This is a genomic window from Oceanicaulis sp. UBA6590 (assembly GCF_002433705.1).
Classification (GTDB): domain Bacteria; phylum Pseudomonadota; class Alphaproteobacteria; order Caulobacterales; family Maricaulaceae; genus Oceanicaulis.
This window is the reverse complement of sequence record NZ_DJIQ01000048.1, coordinates 1-16,531: the sequence shown is the minus strand read 5'-3', so window position 1 is coordinate 16,531 and position 16,531 is coordinate 1. Positions and strand designations below refer to the sequence as shown.

Annotated in this window: 11 protein-coding genes; 2 read left to right on the top strand and 9 right to left on the bottom strand. The window is 64.6% G+C overall.

Annotation, left to right across the window (positions count from 1 at the left end; genetic code table 11):
• The 3 genes from B2Z70_RS10305 to B2Z70_RS10295 all read right to left on the bottom strand — a co-directional run.
• On the bottom strand, positions 1-185 hold a 185-nt coding region (locus B2Z70_RS10305), incomplete at its 3' end, for an NAD(P)-binding protein (protein WP_292983056.1).
• An 80-nt stretch (positions 186-265) separates the two neighbouring features.
• Positions 266-1,930, bottom strand: a complete 1,665-nt coding sequence (locus B2Z70_RS10300) for a carboxylesterase/lipase family protein (protein ID WP_292983054.1) — start codon at positions 1,928-1,930, stop codon at positions 266-268.
• 120 nt (positions 1,931-2,050) lie between these two features.
• A complete protein-coding gene (locus tag B2Z70_RS10295) occupies positions 2,051-4,159 on the bottom strand; it encodes a TonB-dependent receptor domain-containing protein (RefSeq protein WP_292983052.1) in 2,109 nt (702 codons plus the stop codon).
• A 174-nt stretch (positions 4,160-4,333) separates the two neighbouring features.
• On the opposite strand from B2Z70_RS10295, the gene B2Z70_RS10290 reads away from it, so the two are divergent.
• On the top strand, positions 4,334-5,353 hold the full coding sequence (locus B2Z70_RS10290; protein ID WP_292983050.1) for a DUF6607 family protein: 1,020 nt from the start codon (positions 4,334-4,336) through the stop codon (positions 5,351-5,353).
• Positions 5,354-5,625: 272 nt separating this feature from the next.
• Here B2Z70_RS10290 and leuS read toward each other — a convergent pair whose 3' ends face one another.
• From leuS to B2Z70_RS10260, 6 genes are all read right to left on the bottom strand, one after another.
• On the bottom strand, positions 5,626-8,322 hold the full coding sequence (gene leuS / locus B2Z70_RS10285; protein ID WP_292983048.1) for a leucine--tRNA ligase: 2,697 nt from the start codon (positions 8,320-8,322) through the stop codon (positions 5,626-5,628).
• An 11-nt stretch (positions 8,323-8,333) separates the two neighbouring features.
• The gene (gene ileS / locus B2Z70_RS10280) at positions 8,334-11,501 is read right to left on the bottom strand and encodes an isoleucine--tRNA ligase (RefSeq protein WP_292983046.1); all 3,168 of its coding nucleotides are present in this window, start codon (positions 11,499-11,501) and stop codon (positions 8,334-8,336) included.
• 157 nt (positions 11,502-11,658) lie between these two features.
• Positions 11,659-12,804 (bottom strand): trans-sulfuration enzyme family protein, encoded by a 1,146-nt coding sequence (locus B2Z70_RS10275; RefSeq protein ID WP_292983044.1) that lies wholly within the window; start codon positions 12,802-12,804, stop codon positions 11,659-11,661.
• Positions 12,797-13,747: an alpha/beta fold hydrolase gene (locus B2Z70_RS10270; protein WP_292983042.1), complete on the bottom strand. Its 951-nt coding sequence runs from the start codon at positions 13,745-13,747 to the stop codon at positions 12,797-12,799. Before B2Z70_RS10270 ends, B2Z70_RS10275 begins: the two co-directional genes overlap by 8 nt.
• Positions 13,747-14,721 carry a homoserine dehydrogenase family protein gene (locus B2Z70_RS10265; protein ID WP_292983040.1) on the bottom strand — a complete coding sequence of 325 codons (975 nt, stop codon included), beginning with the start codon at positions 14,719-14,721 and terminating at the stop codon, positions 13,747-13,749. The genes B2Z70_RS10270 and B2Z70_RS10265 overlap by 1 nt, the downstream gene beginning before the upstream one ends.
• 218 nt (positions 14,722-14,939) lie before the next feature.
• Entirely contained in the window at positions 14,940-15,647 is a 708-nt protein-coding gene (locus B2Z70_RS10260; protein ID WP_292983038.1) for a sulfite exporter TauE/SafE family protein, read from the bottom strand.
• 188 nt (positions 15,648-15,835) lie between these two features.
• Between B2Z70_RS10260 and B2Z70_RS10255 the strand changes: the two genes are divergently transcribed.
• The coding region (locus B2Z70_RS10255; protein ID WP_292983036.1) for a cbb3-type cytochrome c oxidase subunit I at positions 15,836-16,531 on the top strand (696 nt) is incomplete at its 3' end.

Genomic DNA, 16,531 nt, shown 5'->3' with positions numbered 1-16,531 from the left:
CGGATGCCGGGATAGCGGAACAGGTCCCAGGTGCCCCCCAGGCTCTCGCGCGATTCCAGGATCAGATAGGACTGGTCCGGGCAGCGATGCTGCAAGTGCCAGGCCGCGCCCACGCCGGAGAGACCGGCGCCGACAATGAGCACATCAAGATCCGCCTCGACGGGCGCTGAAACGTTTGCAGACATGTCTTCCTCCCCGGCGGCTTGGCCGCTCGTTCTGGAAGCAAGTGAACACTGTTCACTTCATGCCTGCAAGAGGAAACGCCCTACACCTCACATCCGGTGCGCGCCCGGATGCGGGCTTCCAGTTCATCCCGCCAGTTCACCAGGGCCTCTGCGATATGGCAGGTGTCCGCTGAATCAAGCGTCGGATCACTCGCCAGGTCCTCGAGCAGGCGCTCCACGCTGTCGGTTCCTTCCAGCAGTCCTGATGTGGGCGCATCAAAGCGTTTCAGCACGCCGTCCTCCGTCCAGGCCGGCCAGCCCGCGCCCGGATCTCCGGTCCGGGCGAACTCGGTCCAGTAGGCGCCCATTTCCGCCGCCAGTGCGGCGCGGCTGTCGGCGTTTTTGCGATGGAACAGAAACCGGTCGAGGGGACCGAAGAAATCGAAATGGTTGAAGACGAAGGGAATTTCCATGGCGTGCGCTGCACCGAACAATTCCGACAGGTCCATGGTCAGGAATCCGCCCCCGTCATCCCAGTCAAACCGGTACGCCCAGAGCGGTTCATGACCCGCTGCGCGCATGCGCGCGAAAGGCTGATCAATCGCCAGGATCCGCCACAGCCGGGACTGATAATAGGCGCGGCGCTCATACAGATGGGGATCACGGATCGAGATAAGGACGCCGAACCGCTGACGGGTCAGCTCCGGGTTCAGGGCGTTGAAGAGCTTCATCTCGTCCCGGTTCACGCCTGAAATGATCGGCACGGCGTTGAAGGTCTCCGTATCATCCAGCGTGCTCGCCAGCCCCTCGCGCGGCAAGGTCACGCCATCTGCGATCACGCGCGGCAGTTCCGCCCGGGCATCGCCCAGATTGTAGGCGTCAAAAACCGCCTGAAGCGGGGCGTTCCGCAAGGCATACGCCGTCGCCTCACCGCTCAGCATGCGCTCTGCCGCCGGTATGGCGCTGTTCTCGGTTCCCTCTTGCGCTTCGTTCAGCGGCGTTGAATCAAAGAAGCCCGATTGCACGACTGCCCGATGATAAAGACCGGACGCGAGCGGCGAGGCCAGCAAGGCGGCGACATTCTGCCCGCCCGCGCTCTCGCCGAAGATCGTCACATTGTCGGGATCACCGCCGAACTGGCCGATTTCCGCCGCCACCCATTGCAGCGCCGCGACATGGTCCAGCAGGGCGAAGTTCGCGCCTTCGCCCTCGTCAATCTGCGGATGTGCGAAAAAGCCGAGCGGGCCCAGGCGGTACTGAATCACCACCACGACCACATCCTGCTCCTGGGCGAGCTTTGAGCCGTCATACTGGCTGGCGAAACCCCAGGTGTTCGAGCCGCCATGGATCCAGACCATGACCGGCCGGTCCGCGTTATCCGGTCCGGCCCCGTTGGGCGCGTAGACATCAAGCTTCAGACAGTCTTCGCTGCCGTACAGATCGCCCTCATCGCGGCCGGTCGTGCGTGTGCTCAACCGGTTGATGATCTGCGGACAGGGCTCGGAATGCGTCAGGGCTTCAAAGCGCTCTGTGAATCGGGCCGCCGGCTGCGGCGCGCGCCAGCGATTCACCCCCGCAGTTGAGGCCGCATAGGGCAGGCCAAGCCAGACCTGGGCGGCATTGTCCGCCGCGAAGCCGACAATCTGCCCCTGGCTGATCGTGCGTTCCGTCGCGGCGAGCGGCTCGGGCGGTTCCGGGACGCTGGAGCATGCGCCCAGCCCCGAAAGCACGCCAATCGCGACCAGTATGCGCAGATGTCTGATCATGGAAGCCTCCCTCATCCCTGGCGCTAATGTGTTCCGACACCCACGCCAGGGCAAGGAGAACGCAAAGAAAAGGGCGCGCCCGCGTCCGGACGCGCCCCTGGGGACAGGCGTCGGCCCTCTCTACCAGGCGCCCGTCCAGGTCAGGTCTATGCGCACGCTGCGTCCCGCTTCGGAAACGCCTGCGAACACACGCTCATAGTCCTCGTCAAAGACGTTATCGACGCCCAGATTGACCCGCAGCGGCTGGTCCGCCAGCGGCGTCCAGCCCGCATAAAGATCGAGCACCGCATAGCCATCGCGGTCTTCGTCGGCGGTCGCGCCCTTGTCGAAATCAGAGGCGAACGCCACCCGGCCGCCCAGGGTCAGGCGTTGGGGTTCAAACGTGTAGCGTGCATTCACAAAACCCATGACCGGCTGCAGCGCGCCCAGCGGGTCGCCCGTCGCCTTGTCCTCGCCATCCACTTCGAAGACGGAGCCGGACAGCTCGAACGCCCCGACCGAATAGGCCGCCGCGATCTCGAACCCCTCAAGTTCGGCTTCGGAGAGGTTCTCCGAATAGGTCGTGCCCGCAGAGCACGGCATGAAGGGCGGCGCGAAGCAGGTCGGATTGAACGCAAAGTCCACATTGAGATTGATCAGGTTCTCAGCCTCGGTCTGGAACCAGGCCCCCTTGATCTCCAGCCGGTCATTAGCCGTGAACAGGCCCTCATGACTGAAGGCGGCGCCGATCTCGAACGTCTCGGTCTCTTCCGGCTTCAGGTTCGGATTGGCGATGAAGCTGTTGGTGATGAAGACCGGCGCGCCCAGGATCGGGTGCGGAAGCGAGAAGTGGGTGTCGCTGAGGTAAAGCTCGTTCAGCGACGGTGCGCGGAAGGCTTCCGACCAGCTGCCGAATATCCGGATGCTGTCATTCGGCGCCCAGGTGGCCGCGATGCGGGGAGAGACGGCCTCGTCTTTGTTGTCATCGGCGGCGCTCGATGCACTCTCGAACTGGTCAAAGCGCACGCCCGGAAGGACGATCAGTTCGCCGGCCGCGCCGAGATCGAGCGTGCTTTCAAGCTGGGCCCAGACGCCGGTGAAGCGGGTGGAGCCGGACGGCACGCCGCCCCGCACCCCGTCAGAGGTGGCGGAATCAAAGCCTTCCTGCTCGTCCTCATACCATTCCGCGCCCGTCACCAACGCCAGATCGAGCCCGCCCAGCGCAAACTCGGCGCGGTTCTCCGCTCGAATGCCGGTGGTGGTCAGGTCCCGCTCCACAAGGCGGTTTATGCTCGCATCCACCTCATCCACAGCGCCGATATTGTGATAGACCGTGGTCTCAAGATTGATCAGCGGGCTGGGCGAATCAAAGCGCAGGGTGGCTCGCAGGCTGTCAGAGGCGACATCCTTGTTCATCAGCGGGTTGAGACTATCGACCCCAGCCGCGCCCTGGCCATTATTGGGCTCGACGCTGTCATTGCGGAAGCTCAGCCAGCCGAGCTCCAGCTCGACCCCCTCGGCCATATCCCATTCCCCGCCCAGCAGGGTGGAGACGATGTCGTCACTGGCTGAGAGATCATCACCGGAGCCCAGCGCGATATCACCGGACTGACGCAGGCTAACCGCCGCCACGCCCTCGAGGTTGCCGAAATCGCCCACCAGAGCCACCGAGCCGCGGCTTTCCTCATTGACCGAGCGATAGCCCGCCGAAGCGCGCACGCCATAGCGCTGGCCGTCTTCGAGCAGGTCATCCGCTTCCAGCGTCTCAAAGGCAACGACTCCGCCCGCCGCGCCTGAGCCATAGAGCGACGCGGCCGAGCCGCGCACGCTCTCCACCCGGCCCAGAAGCGAGGGATCCAGGAACAGCACGCCGTCATGGGCGCTGTTGAAGTTCTGCCGCGCGCCATCGATCAGCAAGGTCACATTCTCGCGGCCCAGACCGCGCAGGCTGAGGGTCTGACCGGTCCGGCGCGGTCCGCCTGACACTTCCAGCGCCGGGATGTCTTCAAGAAGTTCGATGAGGTCGGAGGGACGGTTCTGGTCCAGCGCTTCGAGCGAAATGACACTAGTCAGGCCCGGATAGTCAAAATTGGTCAGCTGGGTGCGGGTGGCGGTGACCACGATCACATCGCTGGCCTCCTCTCCCTGGCTGGCCTCCGTTTCGGCCATGGCCGGCGAGGCCAGCGCCAGCGCCGAAACGCTCGCCGCCATCAACATGCGTGCGTTCAGTCTCTCAGATTTGGAAGTCATGTCCTCGCCCCGTATTGCGAATAGTTCTCAATTTCTCTCTGAATGGCGCAGGTCATTTGCGATTGCAAGTGAGAATCTTTCGCACTATGCAGTCGGCATAAGTTTTCGCAGAGCGGACCGCGCCGGCAGGGCCGCTTCGTTCAGCCTGACCGCAAGACAGACAGGGACATTGAGATGACCAGATTGCGCTTGATGACGCTCGCCACCGCCAGCCTCGCCGCACTCACACTGGGGGCGTGCGCCAGCACGGGCGCCACCCTGAACGAAGCGCCGCACGCCCAACATGCGTATGCCAACCATGAGTCGGAATTCGAAGCGGACCGTCAGGCAATTCTGGCCATGGCGGGCGAGTACGAAGTGACGTTCGATTTCACCGAATTCCTGCCCATTGACGCCGCATACGAGCTGGCCGATCCCAAGGTCACCCCGGCGCGCGAAGTGGTCTACGTGATCGCCGATGAGGGCGACTTCATCTCTCTCCAGCACCTGCTGCTGGTCGGGGATCTGGAAGACCCGTTTGTGGTGAAGCACTGGCGTCAGGATTGGGCGTATGAACCGGACCGCCTGATGGCCTATCGCGGCTTCGGCGCCTGGGAGATGGACGATCTGAGCGCGGATCAGTCCCACGGCGCGTGGTCGCAAACCGTCTACCAGGTCGATGACAGCCCGCGCTATGCCGGGATCGCCCGCTGGGAGCATGCGCCCGAAGCCTCCACCTGGGAGCCGGCGCGCAGCTGGCGCCCCCTGCCGCGCCGCGACGCCACCACGCGCGATGACTACGATGTGATCGAAGCCGTGAACCGCCACACGATCCTCGAGTGGGGCTGGACACACGAACAGGACAACTCAAAGCTTGTCCTTCGCGATGGCGAGGAGCGCGAGCTGGTGCGTGAGCACGGCATCAACACCTATCGCCGCTATGACCTTGAAGGCGATCACGCCGCACGGACCTATTGGGACGGCACTCAAGACTATTGGGCCGATGTGCGGGCGGTCTGGGACGACATCCTTGAAAACGCCGACCGCTTCACGGCCGAGGACGATGCGGAGGGCACGATGCTTTACATGCCCGTGCTGAATGAAGGCCAGGCGGTGCTCGATGGCGAGCAGGATAGCGCTGCCGCCTTCTCGAACGCCGCAGACGTGATGGAAGCCCAGATCACGGTGGATGGCGAACCGCTTGAGGTGGAGTAGCGCCGGCAGCGCTGAATTCCCGGGCGAGCTCAGCGAAGACCCGGGACCTCTGTCCGCTTCAGGCGCTTTATCCTGATGGAGGCCCCGGCTCGGCACTGCGCTTGGCCGGGGTTTCAGCATCCCCGCCTCTTCCCCGGCGAAGGCCGGGGCCCAGAGCCGAAATCGCAGCGCTTCATATTCTCTGGGTCCCGGACCGAGTCCGGGAAAGAGGATTGTGGAGAAAAAAGCCCCGGCGTCACCGCCGGGGCTTTCACATAGTCAAAGACCAGCGCTTAAGCCTGATCGAGCTTGGGGACGTTCACCAGCTTCACACGGCCTGACTTCTTGTCGCGCACCACGATGACGCGGTTCATGTCCACGCCTTCGATGGACTTGCCCATCTCGGCGAGGCGCGCCAGCGAGGCGTCGCGCACGGTCTGGTCATCCGCATCCGGGGCGAGCTTGATGGTGTCGCGGCGCTTGCCGCCTTCCTGGATCACCACCTCGATCTCCTCGATCGCAGCGTCCAGATCGGCCTCGTTCGCCGTCGGCCATTGGGCGTCAAAGACGGACGGTTTGTGACCGGCTTTCTCCCACAGCTCTTCCGCCATAAAGGGGGCGAACGGCGCGAGCACGGTGATGAACTGATCGAGCACCGCCTTGGTGACCGGCTGACCTTCCACCGCATTGAGGAACTTCATCAGCTCCGCAATGCCGGTATTGAGCCGCAGATTGTCGAGGTCCTCGGTGACCGCGAGCACCAGCTTGGTGAGCGCGAGGCTGACGGGCTTGCTCTCTTCCGACGCCGGATTGGCGAGGCCTTCCGTGGTGAAGCGCCAGACGCGGCGCAGGAATTTCAATGCGCTGGCGACCTTCTCGGTCTCCCATTCGCGCATCGCCTCGACCGGGCCCATGAACATCATGTGCACGCGGAAGGCGTCCGCGCCGAAGCGCTCGACCACATCGTCAGGCGTGACGACGTTATGGAGCGATTTCGACATTTTCGCGCCGACCCGCTCGACCACATCGCCGGACGGTTCGTGCACGAACGTGCCGTCCTCACGCTCGACCACCTCGTCGACCGGCAGGATGATGCCGCGGTCGTTCTTGAAGGCGTGGCTGGTCAGAAGGCCCTGGTTCACCAGCTTCTGGAACGGCTCTTTCGTGGAGACCAGCCCCAGATCAAACAGGACCTTGTGCCAGAAGCGCGCATAGAGAAGGTGCAGCGTGGCGTGCTCGGCGCCGCCCACATAGAGGTCGACCATGCCCCAGGCTTTTTCGAGCTCTGGGTCGACCATGGCGGTGTTGTTTCGCGGGTCCTTGAAGCGCAGATAATACCAGCACGAGCCGGCCCATTGCGGCATGGTGTTGGTGTCGCGGCGGCCCTTCATCCCTGTGACGGGATCGGTGACCTCGACCCAGTCTTCGGCGCGCGCCAGCGGGGATTCCCCGTGGCCGGTCGGCTTGTAGGTGTCGATATGCGGCAAGGTCAGCGGCAGCTGGTCCTCGGGAACCGTGGTGCGGGTGCCGTCTTCCCAGTGGATGATCGGGATCGGCTCACCCCAATAGCGCTGACGCGCAAAGATCCAGTCGCGCAGATTATAGCTGATGACGCGTTTGCCGACGCCCTGGGCTTCCAGATGGTCAGCCACCGCTTCGCGCGCCTCGCGCCAGCGCACGCCTGCCTGATAAAGTTCGCTGTCATCGGGAGCCGCCAGCATGACGCCGTCTTCGGTCCAGCACTTCTGGCCCGCCAGCACGGCCTCGCGCTCAGGCGCGTCCGCACCCGGATCAATCACCGCGACGATGTCGAGGCCGTACTTGCTGGCGAAGGCGAAGTCGCGCTCGTCATGGGCCGGAACGCCCATCACGGCGCCCGTGCCATAATCAGGCAGCACATAGTCGGCGACGAAGATCGGCACGGCGCGGCCCGTCACCGGGTTGATGGCGAAGCTGCCCGTGGGCGCACCGGTCTTCTCGGCGTCCTTGGTGCGATCAAGATCGGATTTGCGCGCAGCCTCGTCACGATAGGCGTCCACCGCCGCCTTCTGTTCCGACGCAGTCAGAACGTCCACGAGCTCATGCTCGGGCGCGACGGCGAGGAAGGTCACACCGCCCAGCGTGTCGACGCGGGTGGTGAAGGTTTCGACTTCCTGCTCGGAGCCCTGAACCTTGAAGCGCAATTGCACGCCTTCAGAGCGCCCGATCCAGTTGCGCTGGGAATCCTTGATGCCTTCGGGCCAGTCGAGACCGTCGAGATCATTGATCAAACGCTCGGCATAGGCCGTGATGCGCATCTTCACCTGCTTGAGCGGGACGCGGATCACCTCATAGCCCTGCTCGGACTTGCCGTCGAAGACCTCTTCATTGGCGAGGATCGTGCCCAGCTCGGCGCACCAGTTCACCGGCGCGGTCTCGTAATACACAAGCCGACGCTCGTCCTGATAGTCCTGGACCGCCAGCTTGCCCTCAGCCTCGACCTCGGCCGGGATCGGCAGCTCGTCCATGGGACGGGCTTTCTGGGCGTCATGATCGTACCAGGCGTTATAGAGCCGGGAAAAGATGAACTGGGTCCAGTGATAGTATTCCGGGCTGGAGGTCTGGATCTCGCGATCCCAGTCATACCCCAGGCCCAGAAGATCCATCTGGCGCTTGTAGTTGGCGATATTGTCCTGGGTGGAGACCTGGGGGTGCACCCCGGTCTTCATCGCATAGCGCTCCGCAGGCAGCCCGAAGCTGTCCCAACCCATCGGGTGCAGAACCTTGTAGCCCGCCATGCGCTTATAGCGCGCGACAATGTCCGTGGACAGATAACCCACCGGGTGGCCCACATGCAGGCCCGCCCCGGACGGGTAGGGAAACATGTCGAGCACGTAGAAGGTCTTGTCGCCGGGCTTGGGGTCCGGCGTCTTCATGGTGTGGTTCTGCTGCCAGTAGGCGCGCCATTTCTTCTCAAGGGCGTTGAACTCGTAAGCGGTCTGTTCGGTCATCGAATCTCGTCCTAGCCGGCTTTCGCCACGGAGATGCGCACGGCATCGCCCTGAATCTCGGTCTCGCTGACAAAGCCCTCGCCCGCTTCAGCCGCAAGGCTGAGAGCGAGGGTTTCGTCCTTGATAAAGTCGCCATGCGCTTCGAGCGCCGCGGCCACCGCTTCACCGCCGGCAATGCCGAGCGCGATACGATCAGACACTTCCAGACCCGCCTCCTTGCGGGCGGTCTGGACCGCCCGCACGAGGTCGCGGGCGAGGCCTTCGCGTTCCTGATCAGCATCCACGGAGGTGTCTAGCACGATGGCGCCGGTGCCCGCGAAGGGTTCGGCGTCAGAGCCCTCATCGGTGACGACGCGCATGGTGAACTCTTCCGCGGCGAGGGTTTCGCCCGCCACCGTCGCCGTGCCGTCCTCATTGAGCGTGAACTCACCTGAGCGCGAGGCCGCCATGACATCCTTCATGGCCTTGCCCAGGCGCTTGCCGATGCGCGGATCGGGCTTGAGCTCGACCTTGCCATAGGCGTCCAGATCGGTGGAGGTCGCCACATCGCGCACATTCACCTCGTCCCGGATCAGGTCCGAGAACGGTTCCAGCGCCGCACTGTCCGCATGCACGATGGTCAGGGTCTTGAGCGGCAGGCGCACGCGCAGACGGGCGCGTTCGCGCACCGCCAGCGCCGCCGAACAGGCGTCGCGCACCAGGTCCATGGCGTGGACCAAATCATGGTCCTGCGGGAACTCGTCCGCTTGCGGCCAGAGTGTCAGATGCACCGAACGATCGCCGGTCAGGGCCTTGTAGACCTTCTCGGTGGTGATCGGCAGCAGCGGGGCGAGGATGCGGCTCACCTTCACCAGCACCGTATAGAGCGTGTCGAACGCCGCGTTCTTGGCCGCCTCGTCTTCCGAGCCCCAGAAGCGGGCGCGGGAGCGGCGGATATACCAGTTAGTCAGCGCGTCGAAATAGGCCGTCGCCTCCTTGCAGGCGCGCGGCACGTCATAGCCTTCGAGCGCCGCGTTCACGGCATTGGCCAGCTCGCCCGTCTTGGTCAGGATATAGCGGTCCAGCGGATCGGTCGCCGAGGTGATGATCTGGGGCTGCCGATCTTCGAGATTGGCGTAGAGCGAGAAGAAGGAATACGCGTTCAGAAGCGGCGCAATGGCTTCGCGCTGCACGCTCGCAATCTCGCGGCCTTCCTTGGGCACCAGCAGGTCGCCCCCGGTGAGCACCGGCGAGGAGATCAGGAACCAGCGCATCACGTCCGAGCCGTACTGGTCAAAGAACTCCATCGGGTCGGGATAGTTGCGCAGGCGCTTTGACAGCTTCTGGCGGTTCTCGTCGAGCACCACGCCGTGGCAGATCGCGTTCTTGAAGGGCGGCCGGTCGAACAGCATCGTCGACAGCACCATCAGCGTGTAGAACCAGCCGCGCGTCTGGGCGACGTATTCCACGATGAAGTCGGCGGGGAAGTTCGCCTCGAACCAGTCCTTGTTCTCGAACGGGTAATGGACCTGGGAATACGGCATGGAGCCGGAATCAAACCACACATCGAACACGTCCTCGACGCGGCGCATGGTGGACTTGCCGGTGGGATCATCCGGGTTCGGACGGGTCAGTTCGTCGATATAGGGGCGGTGCAGGTCGGTGACCTTGACGCCGAACTCCGCCTCCAGCTCCTCGATGGAGCCATAGACATCCACGCGCGGATAGTTGGGATCATCCGACACCCAGACCGGGATCGGCGTGCCCCAGAAGCGCGAGCGAGAGATGTTCCAGTCCTGCGCACCGGCGAGCCAGTTGCCGAAAATGCCGTCCTTGACGTGCGACGGAGACCAGTTGATCTCGGTGTTGAGCTCGACCATCCGTTCGCGGAAGTCAGACACCTTCAGATACCAGCTGTCGACCGCCTTGTAGATCAGCGGCTCGTCCGTCCGCCAGCAATGAGGATAGTTGTGGTCATAGGTGTCATGGCGGAAGAGTTTGCCCTCTTCCTTCATGCGCTGGATGATCGGCTTGTTGGCGTCAAACACCAGCATGCCTTCATAATCAGGCACCTGAGACGTATAGCGGCCCGCCTGATCGACCGGCACGACGACGGCGATGCCCGCCTTGCGGCAGGCGTTGAGGTCGTCCTCGCCAAAGCCCGGCGCCATGTGGACGATGCCGGTGCCGTCCTCATCGACGACGAAGTCCTCGAGCAGGATCTGGTGAGCGTTTTCCCAGCCTACGAAATAGTCAAACGGCGGGTGGTATTTCAGGCCCGCAAGGTCAGAGCCCTTCACCGTGCCGATCTGCTCGGCGCCCTCAAGCTGCTTCTTGTACTTCTCAAGCCCGTTCACCGACAGGATGAAGCGCTCTTCGCCCTTCTGCATGATGGCGTAGGTGATGTCCGCGCCCGCAGCCGCCGCAAGGTTGGAAGGCAAAGTCCAGGGCGTGGTAGTCCAGATCAGGATCTTCGCGCCCGACAGCTCGCCCTGACCCTCTTTCAGCTCGAAGCCGATGGTGACGGCGGGGTCGGTGCGGTTGCGGTAGGAGTTGTCGAGACGGGTCTCGAAATTCGACAGCGGGGATTCCACGGCCCAGGAATAGGGCACGACCCGGTAATCCTTGTAGACAAGACCCTTGTCCCAGAGCTGCTTGAACGCCCACAGCGCGCTTTCCATGAAGCCGATGTCGAGCGTCTTGTAGTCGTTCTCGAAATCGACCCAGCGCGCCGAACGGGTGACATAGTCTTCCCACTCGCCGGCATATTTCATCACGCCCGCGCGCGCGGCGGCGTTGAACTTGTCGATGCCCATTTCCAGAACGGCCTTGCGCCCGGAAATGCCGAGGTCCTTCTCTGCGGAGAGTTCAGCGGGCAGGCCGTGCGTGTCCCAGCCGAAGCGACGCTCGACGCGCTTGCCCTTCATGGTCTGGAAGCGCGGGATCACGTCCTTGGCGAAGCCGGTCAGAAGGTGCCCGTAGTGCGGCAAGCCATTGGCGAAGGGCGGGCCGTCATAGAAGACGAACTGATCGTCTTCCGGGCGCTCGTCGATCGAGGCCTGGAAGGTGCCGTCCGCCTTCCAGAACTGGAGAATCTCGGCATCGATCTTGGGCAGCTCCGACGGTCCGGGGACAGCGGGAAAACGGCGCTCGGTCGCGCCTTCAGCCTTCTGGGCGTCGCTCTTGGTCGCGTCGGCCATATCGATCCTCGTCTCACATGTTTCTGACGGCTTCCCCACGCCTTCATATCGGCGCGTCTTGCGACAATGCCACTGACGGAGAAAGCCCTGCACCAGACAAGTGCAGTCAACATGCGGCGGTACCCCTTGCGCGCGCGAGGGTCAAGGCGCAGGCACGCTAAAGCGCGGCGAGCGCCTGTTCGAGATCGGCCCAGAGGTCATCCGGAGCCTCGAGCCCGACCGACAGACGCACCAGACCATCGCTCACCCCCGCCTCCTGACGCGCCTCGGGCGTCATGGCGGCATGGGTCATGGTGGCGGGGATGGCGCACAGGCTCTCCACGCCCCCGAGCGACTGGGCGAGGATGAAAAGCTCCAGCGCGAGGACGAACTGGCGCGCCGCCGCTTCCCCGCCCTCAAGCTCGAGACTCAGGAGCGGGCCGTAACCGTCCTGCTGGGCTTTGGCGATGGCGTGGCCGTGATGATCCTCGAGCCCGGGATAATCGACCCGCACCACCTTGGGGTGGGCCTTGAGGCGCTGGGCGATCTCGAGCGCGCCGTCCGACTGCGCCTTCGCCCGGACCGGCAGGGTCCTCAGGCCGCGCATGGCGAGAAAGGCGTCAAACGCCCCGCCCACGGCGCCCGCCGCATTGGCCCACCAGCCCAGCTGCTCCACATGATCGGGGTTCGCCGCGCAGACAACGCCGCCCACCATGTCCGAATGGCCGTTGATGATCTTGGTCAGCGAACTGACGACGAGATCCGCGCCCAGCGCGATCGGGCGCTGAAGCGCGGGCGACAGAACTGTGTTGTCGACAACCGCAATCGCGCCCGCCGCTTTCGCCTTGGCGCAGGCGGACTTGAGGTCGGTCAGGCGCAGGCGCGGATTGGACGGCGTCTCGAAAAAGACGAGATCCGCGCCGTTCCAGAGCGCCTCGTCCAGCGCCGCCGGATCCGTGCAGTCTGCATAGCTCAGGACGAAACCGCGCTGCTGGCTGCGCGCATCCATCAGGCGCCGCGTGCCGCCATAGCAGTCATGGGCGCAGACGATCCGCGCCCCGTTGGGCAGGAGATTGAGCACCAGATCAATCGCCGCCATTCCCGAACTGGCCACCACCGCGCCGGAGGCCCCTTCCAGCGCTGCAAGGGCGGCGGCCAGTTCAGCCCGACCGGGTTGGCCAGTGCGGGCATAGTCAAACGCGCCGGGCTGGGCCGGATCGGCCCGCCTGTAGGCGCTCGAAACCTGTATGGGCGCGACCACTGCGCCATGACCCGGATCGCAATTGATCCCGGCGCGAACGGCGCGCGTGCGAAACTCAGTCATGACGGCCCTCGAGGAAAGCATTCACACGCGCGGCCTCCTTCAGGAAGGCGTCATGACCATACGGGCTGTCATGGACGACAAGACGTGAGTCGCATCCCGTCAGCGCGGCGCGTGTCGCCTCGACCTCTTCAAGCGGCACGAGCCGGTCAGAGGTGAAGGCCAGCAGGTTCACCGGGCAGTTGATCGCGGAAAGGTCCGGGTTCGCCGCTTCCATGGAGGCGAGGCGCGACAGGAAGCGTTCAGGCGTCACCGTGCGCGCATAATCGGCGCCCCGCGCGGAGAGATAGGCTTCCACTCCGCCCGGTTCGCCCTCCTGGCCGAAACGCCGGGCGAATTCTTCGGGCGTGCGATAGGTCGTCATGGCGAGGCGGCGAGCGATATCCACGCCGCGCGCGCCCTGCCCGGCCTCGATGGCGAGCTTGAGGATTTCACGCTGGATGGCGCGCAGGCCCTGGGTCATCGGATGCACGCCTGCACTGGCGCACAGAAGGTCAAGCCGGCTGACCCGTTCGGGCGCCATGGCCGCAAGGCTCAGCCCGACCGATCCGCCATAGCTGGCGCCGACCAGCGCGAAACGCTCGATGCCCGCCGTATCGGCCAGCATCAACACGGCCGCGGCCTGATCATCCACCGTCGGGAAGGGCTCTGCGGCGTCATCGAGAAAATCCATGGACACAAGCCGCCGCCGGGTCGGGTCCAGCGCGCCGCCGACCTCAGCCACGCCCGGCCACCAGCCCGGCCCGTCCTCATCTTCGATCAGGCGCCGGTCCGCGGAGATGCCGCCCAGAACGATGGTGACGGCCCCGTCATCGGGGCCGACCACCCGGCCGCGCACATCCGACCAGCCCCCGCCATGGGGGCGTTCAAAGCCACAGCTATACTCCTGAACGCGCCATTGGGCGGTTCGACATCGCTCAGGCGAGGAAGAGGCAAGGGCCGTCATCAGCGCTGGGCCTTCAGAAGCCGGTTGAGATCGCCGATCAGGCTGCCCGCCGTCGGCAGACGCCCAGCGCCCTTGCCCGCCACGATCACTTCAGCGCCGCGCTCGGGAAGCAGCACGACCACATTGCCTTCCGCGCGCGCCCGCGCCAGCGGGTCGGTCAGCGGCAAAGCTTCCAGACGGACCTCGGCGCGCACGCCCGAGACAGAGCGCGACAGGCAGCCCACCTGACGGATGCGGCGACCATCCTGGCGCGCCGCGTCCAGCACATGGGCGGAGAGATCGCGGATCGACGCGGTCGGGATGGAGGCCGGATCAAGATCGACGCCCCAGGCCTCGCGGGCGATCAGCGCCAGCTTGTTCGCCGCGTCCAGACCATCGAGATCCGCGCTCGGATCCGCTTCAGCGAAGCCGGCGTCCTGCGCTTCCTTTACGGACGCGTCGAGGGAGCGGCCGGACGCCAGACGGTCGAGGACGAAATTGGAGGTGCCGTTCAGCACGCCGCGGACCCGGCCGACCTTGACGCCGCTCTCGCGCAAGCGCGTCACGGTTTCCAGCACCGGCGCGCCACCGCCGACAGCGGACGAGCAGGCGAAGGTGCGACCTGCCGCCTGGGTCTCTTGCACGAGGTCGGGACGACGGGCGGCCACATCCTTGTTGGCGGTGACCACATGGCAGCCTTCCCGCACCGCGCGCTCGACCAGCGCTTCCGCCTCGGCGCCGCCGGGCAGCGCCTCGATCACCAGCTCGGGCTTGAGCGCGAATACGGCGTCCGGATCGGTGAAGACCTTGAAGCCGGATACGCCTTCGGGGCGCGGGGTGCGGGTGAGAATACCGAGAAGCTCAATTCCTTCCGGCAGACGCTCGATCACGCCGCCGCCCACCACGCCGCAACCCAGCATGATCGCGCGCATGGGGCGGACCGGCGTGGCGGCGGGTGAAAAGGCGGGGCGATCCAGCAGGGCCGGATAGGTCATGATGCTCTCCTTTGTGTTCAACGGCGCCGAAGCGAGGGCTCCGGGCGGAACTGAGGAAGAGCGGTGCGTCGAGAATGCCTGAGGCGACGGGGGGAATGTCAGGACCAAACAATCTCGACGCTTCGCTTTAGCCGCACTTGTTCCGCGCCCGCAAGCTGAAGCTCAAATCGGCGCAAATCTGGATATAAGGATATCTTTATATCCGGTCAAGCGCTTTCTCACATGCTGTGTGAGAGCACCGTCCAGACCGCCAGTCCGATGAGCGCGCCGCCCGCCAGAAGCCTGAGCCAGAGCGCGCGGGCGAGGCGTTGAAGCGCCCCCGCCCCCAGACCCAGCGCAAAGAGGGCCGGCACTGTGCCCAGGCCAAACCCCAGCATCACGAGCCCGCCTTGCACCGGTGAGCCCGTGAGCCCGGCATAGAAGGTCATCAGATAGATCAGGGCGCAGGGCATCAGCCCCCAGACCAGCCCCAGACCGATTGGCCCGAAGCGATGCAGATGGTGCAGGCGCTTGGTGATCGGCGCGGCCAGCCGCGCGCCCAGGCGCCCGACCTCTCCGCCGAAGATCGGGATTTCCATGACCGAGAAGCCCGCCGCGACCAGCACCAGCGCCGACAGATAGCGCGCCACATCCTGAAAGGCGGCAGGAGGGCGGGAATCCTGCAACCCCCAGCCAATGGCCCCGGCGATGACGCCCAACACCAGATAGAGCGAAATCCGCGCGAGCTGGGCCTGCAGGAGCCGTGACGCCCGCAAACCCGCCCTCGTCTCCTTGCCGCCTGCGCCCAGCGCGATGACCGCAGCGATGCCGCCGCACATGGCCAGACAATGGGCGCTGGAGGACAGACCCGCGACCAGACCGGCCAGGAAATCGATTTCCATCCGTCCGCCCAGCAGCGGCCCGACATCCATTCCGGGGTGTGTCAACGTGTCGCCATCCACAATTTTTGTAGGGAATTTTCTGGAAAATCCCAAGGAAAACAAGGCATGCTCAGCATCGTGGACCTTAATGCGCGCGCGCTGGAAATGATGCTGAGGCATATTGCCATAGTTTCATCTTCGCCGTTTCCCAGCGATGACACGCATGGACATTGCCTTCATCAGGGAGGGGCGACATGACCGCGCTCGCGGGACGACCCAAAACCGGCTTAGACGCCAATGCTATGATTGTCGGCGGCATTCTGCTGCTTGGCGCTCTCTGGTCGCTGTTTGCAGCGGCCAGCGGCGCAGACGCCAATATGAGACTTCACGCCTGGGTGATCGGGGCCGGCTTCGTGCTGGGCCTGTTCGGCATGGTGGGCGTGTATTCCAATGGCGGGGTCGAACGCGACCCGGCCCAGTATAACGAGACCATCGTCAAGTACGGCGTGATCGCGTCCATGTTCTGGGCGATCGCCGGTCTTCTGGTCGGCGTGATCATCGCCTGCCAGCTGGCCTGGCCGGCGCTCCTGTCCTGGGATGCGCTGCCGCAGCTGAACTTCGGTCGTCTGCGTCCGGTGCACACCAGCGCCGTGATCTTCGCGTTCGGGGGCAACGTGCTGATCGCCACCAGCTTCTACGTGGTCCAGCGCACCACCCGCGCCCGCCTCGCCGGCGGCGTATGGCCCTGGTTCGTGTTCTGGGGCTACCAGCTGTTCATCGTGGTCGCGGCCACGGGCTATCTGCTGGGCATCACCCAGTCCAAGGAATACGCCGAGCCCGAATGGTACGCCGATCTGTGGCTGACCATCGTCTGGGTCGCGTATCTGCTGGTCTTCCTGGGCACGCTGGCCAAGCGCAAGGAACCGCACATCTATGTGGCGAACTGGTTC

Excerpts from the sequence above, each read along its gene's own strand:
- B2Z70_RS10300 (WP_292983054.1), bottom strand. The coding sequence starts at position 1,930 with ATGATCAGACATCTGCGCATACTGGTCGCGATTGGCGTGCTTTCGGGG.
- B2Z70_RS10295 (WP_292983052.1), bottom strand. The coding sequence starts at position 4,159 with ATGACTTCCAAATCTGAGAGACTGAACGCACGCATGTTGATGGCGGCG.
- B2Z70_RS10290 (WP_292983050.1), top strand. The coding sequence starts at position 4,334 with ATGACCAGATTGCGCTTGATGACGCTCGCCACCGCCAGCCTCGCCGCA.
- leuS (WP_292983048.1), bottom strand. The coding sequence starts at position 8,322 with ATGACCGAACAGACCGCTTACGAGTTCAACGCCCTTGAGAAGAAATGG.
- ileS (WP_292983046.1), bottom strand. The coding sequence starts at position 11,501 with ATGGCCGACGCGACCAAGAGCGACGCCCAGAAGGCTGAAGGCGCGACC.
- B2Z70_RS10275 (WP_292983044.1), bottom strand. The coding sequence starts at position 12,804 with ATGACTGAGTTTCGCACGCGCGCCGTTCGCGCCGGGATCAATTGCGAT.
- B2Z70_RS10270 (WP_292983042.1), bottom strand. The coding sequence starts at position 13,747 with ATGACGGCCCTTGCCTCTTCCTCGCCTGAGCGATGTCGAACCGCCCAA.
- B2Z70_RS10265 (WP_292983040.1), bottom strand. The coding sequence starts at position 14,721 with ATGACCTATCCGGCCCTGCTGGATCGCCCCGCCTTTTCACCCGCCGCC.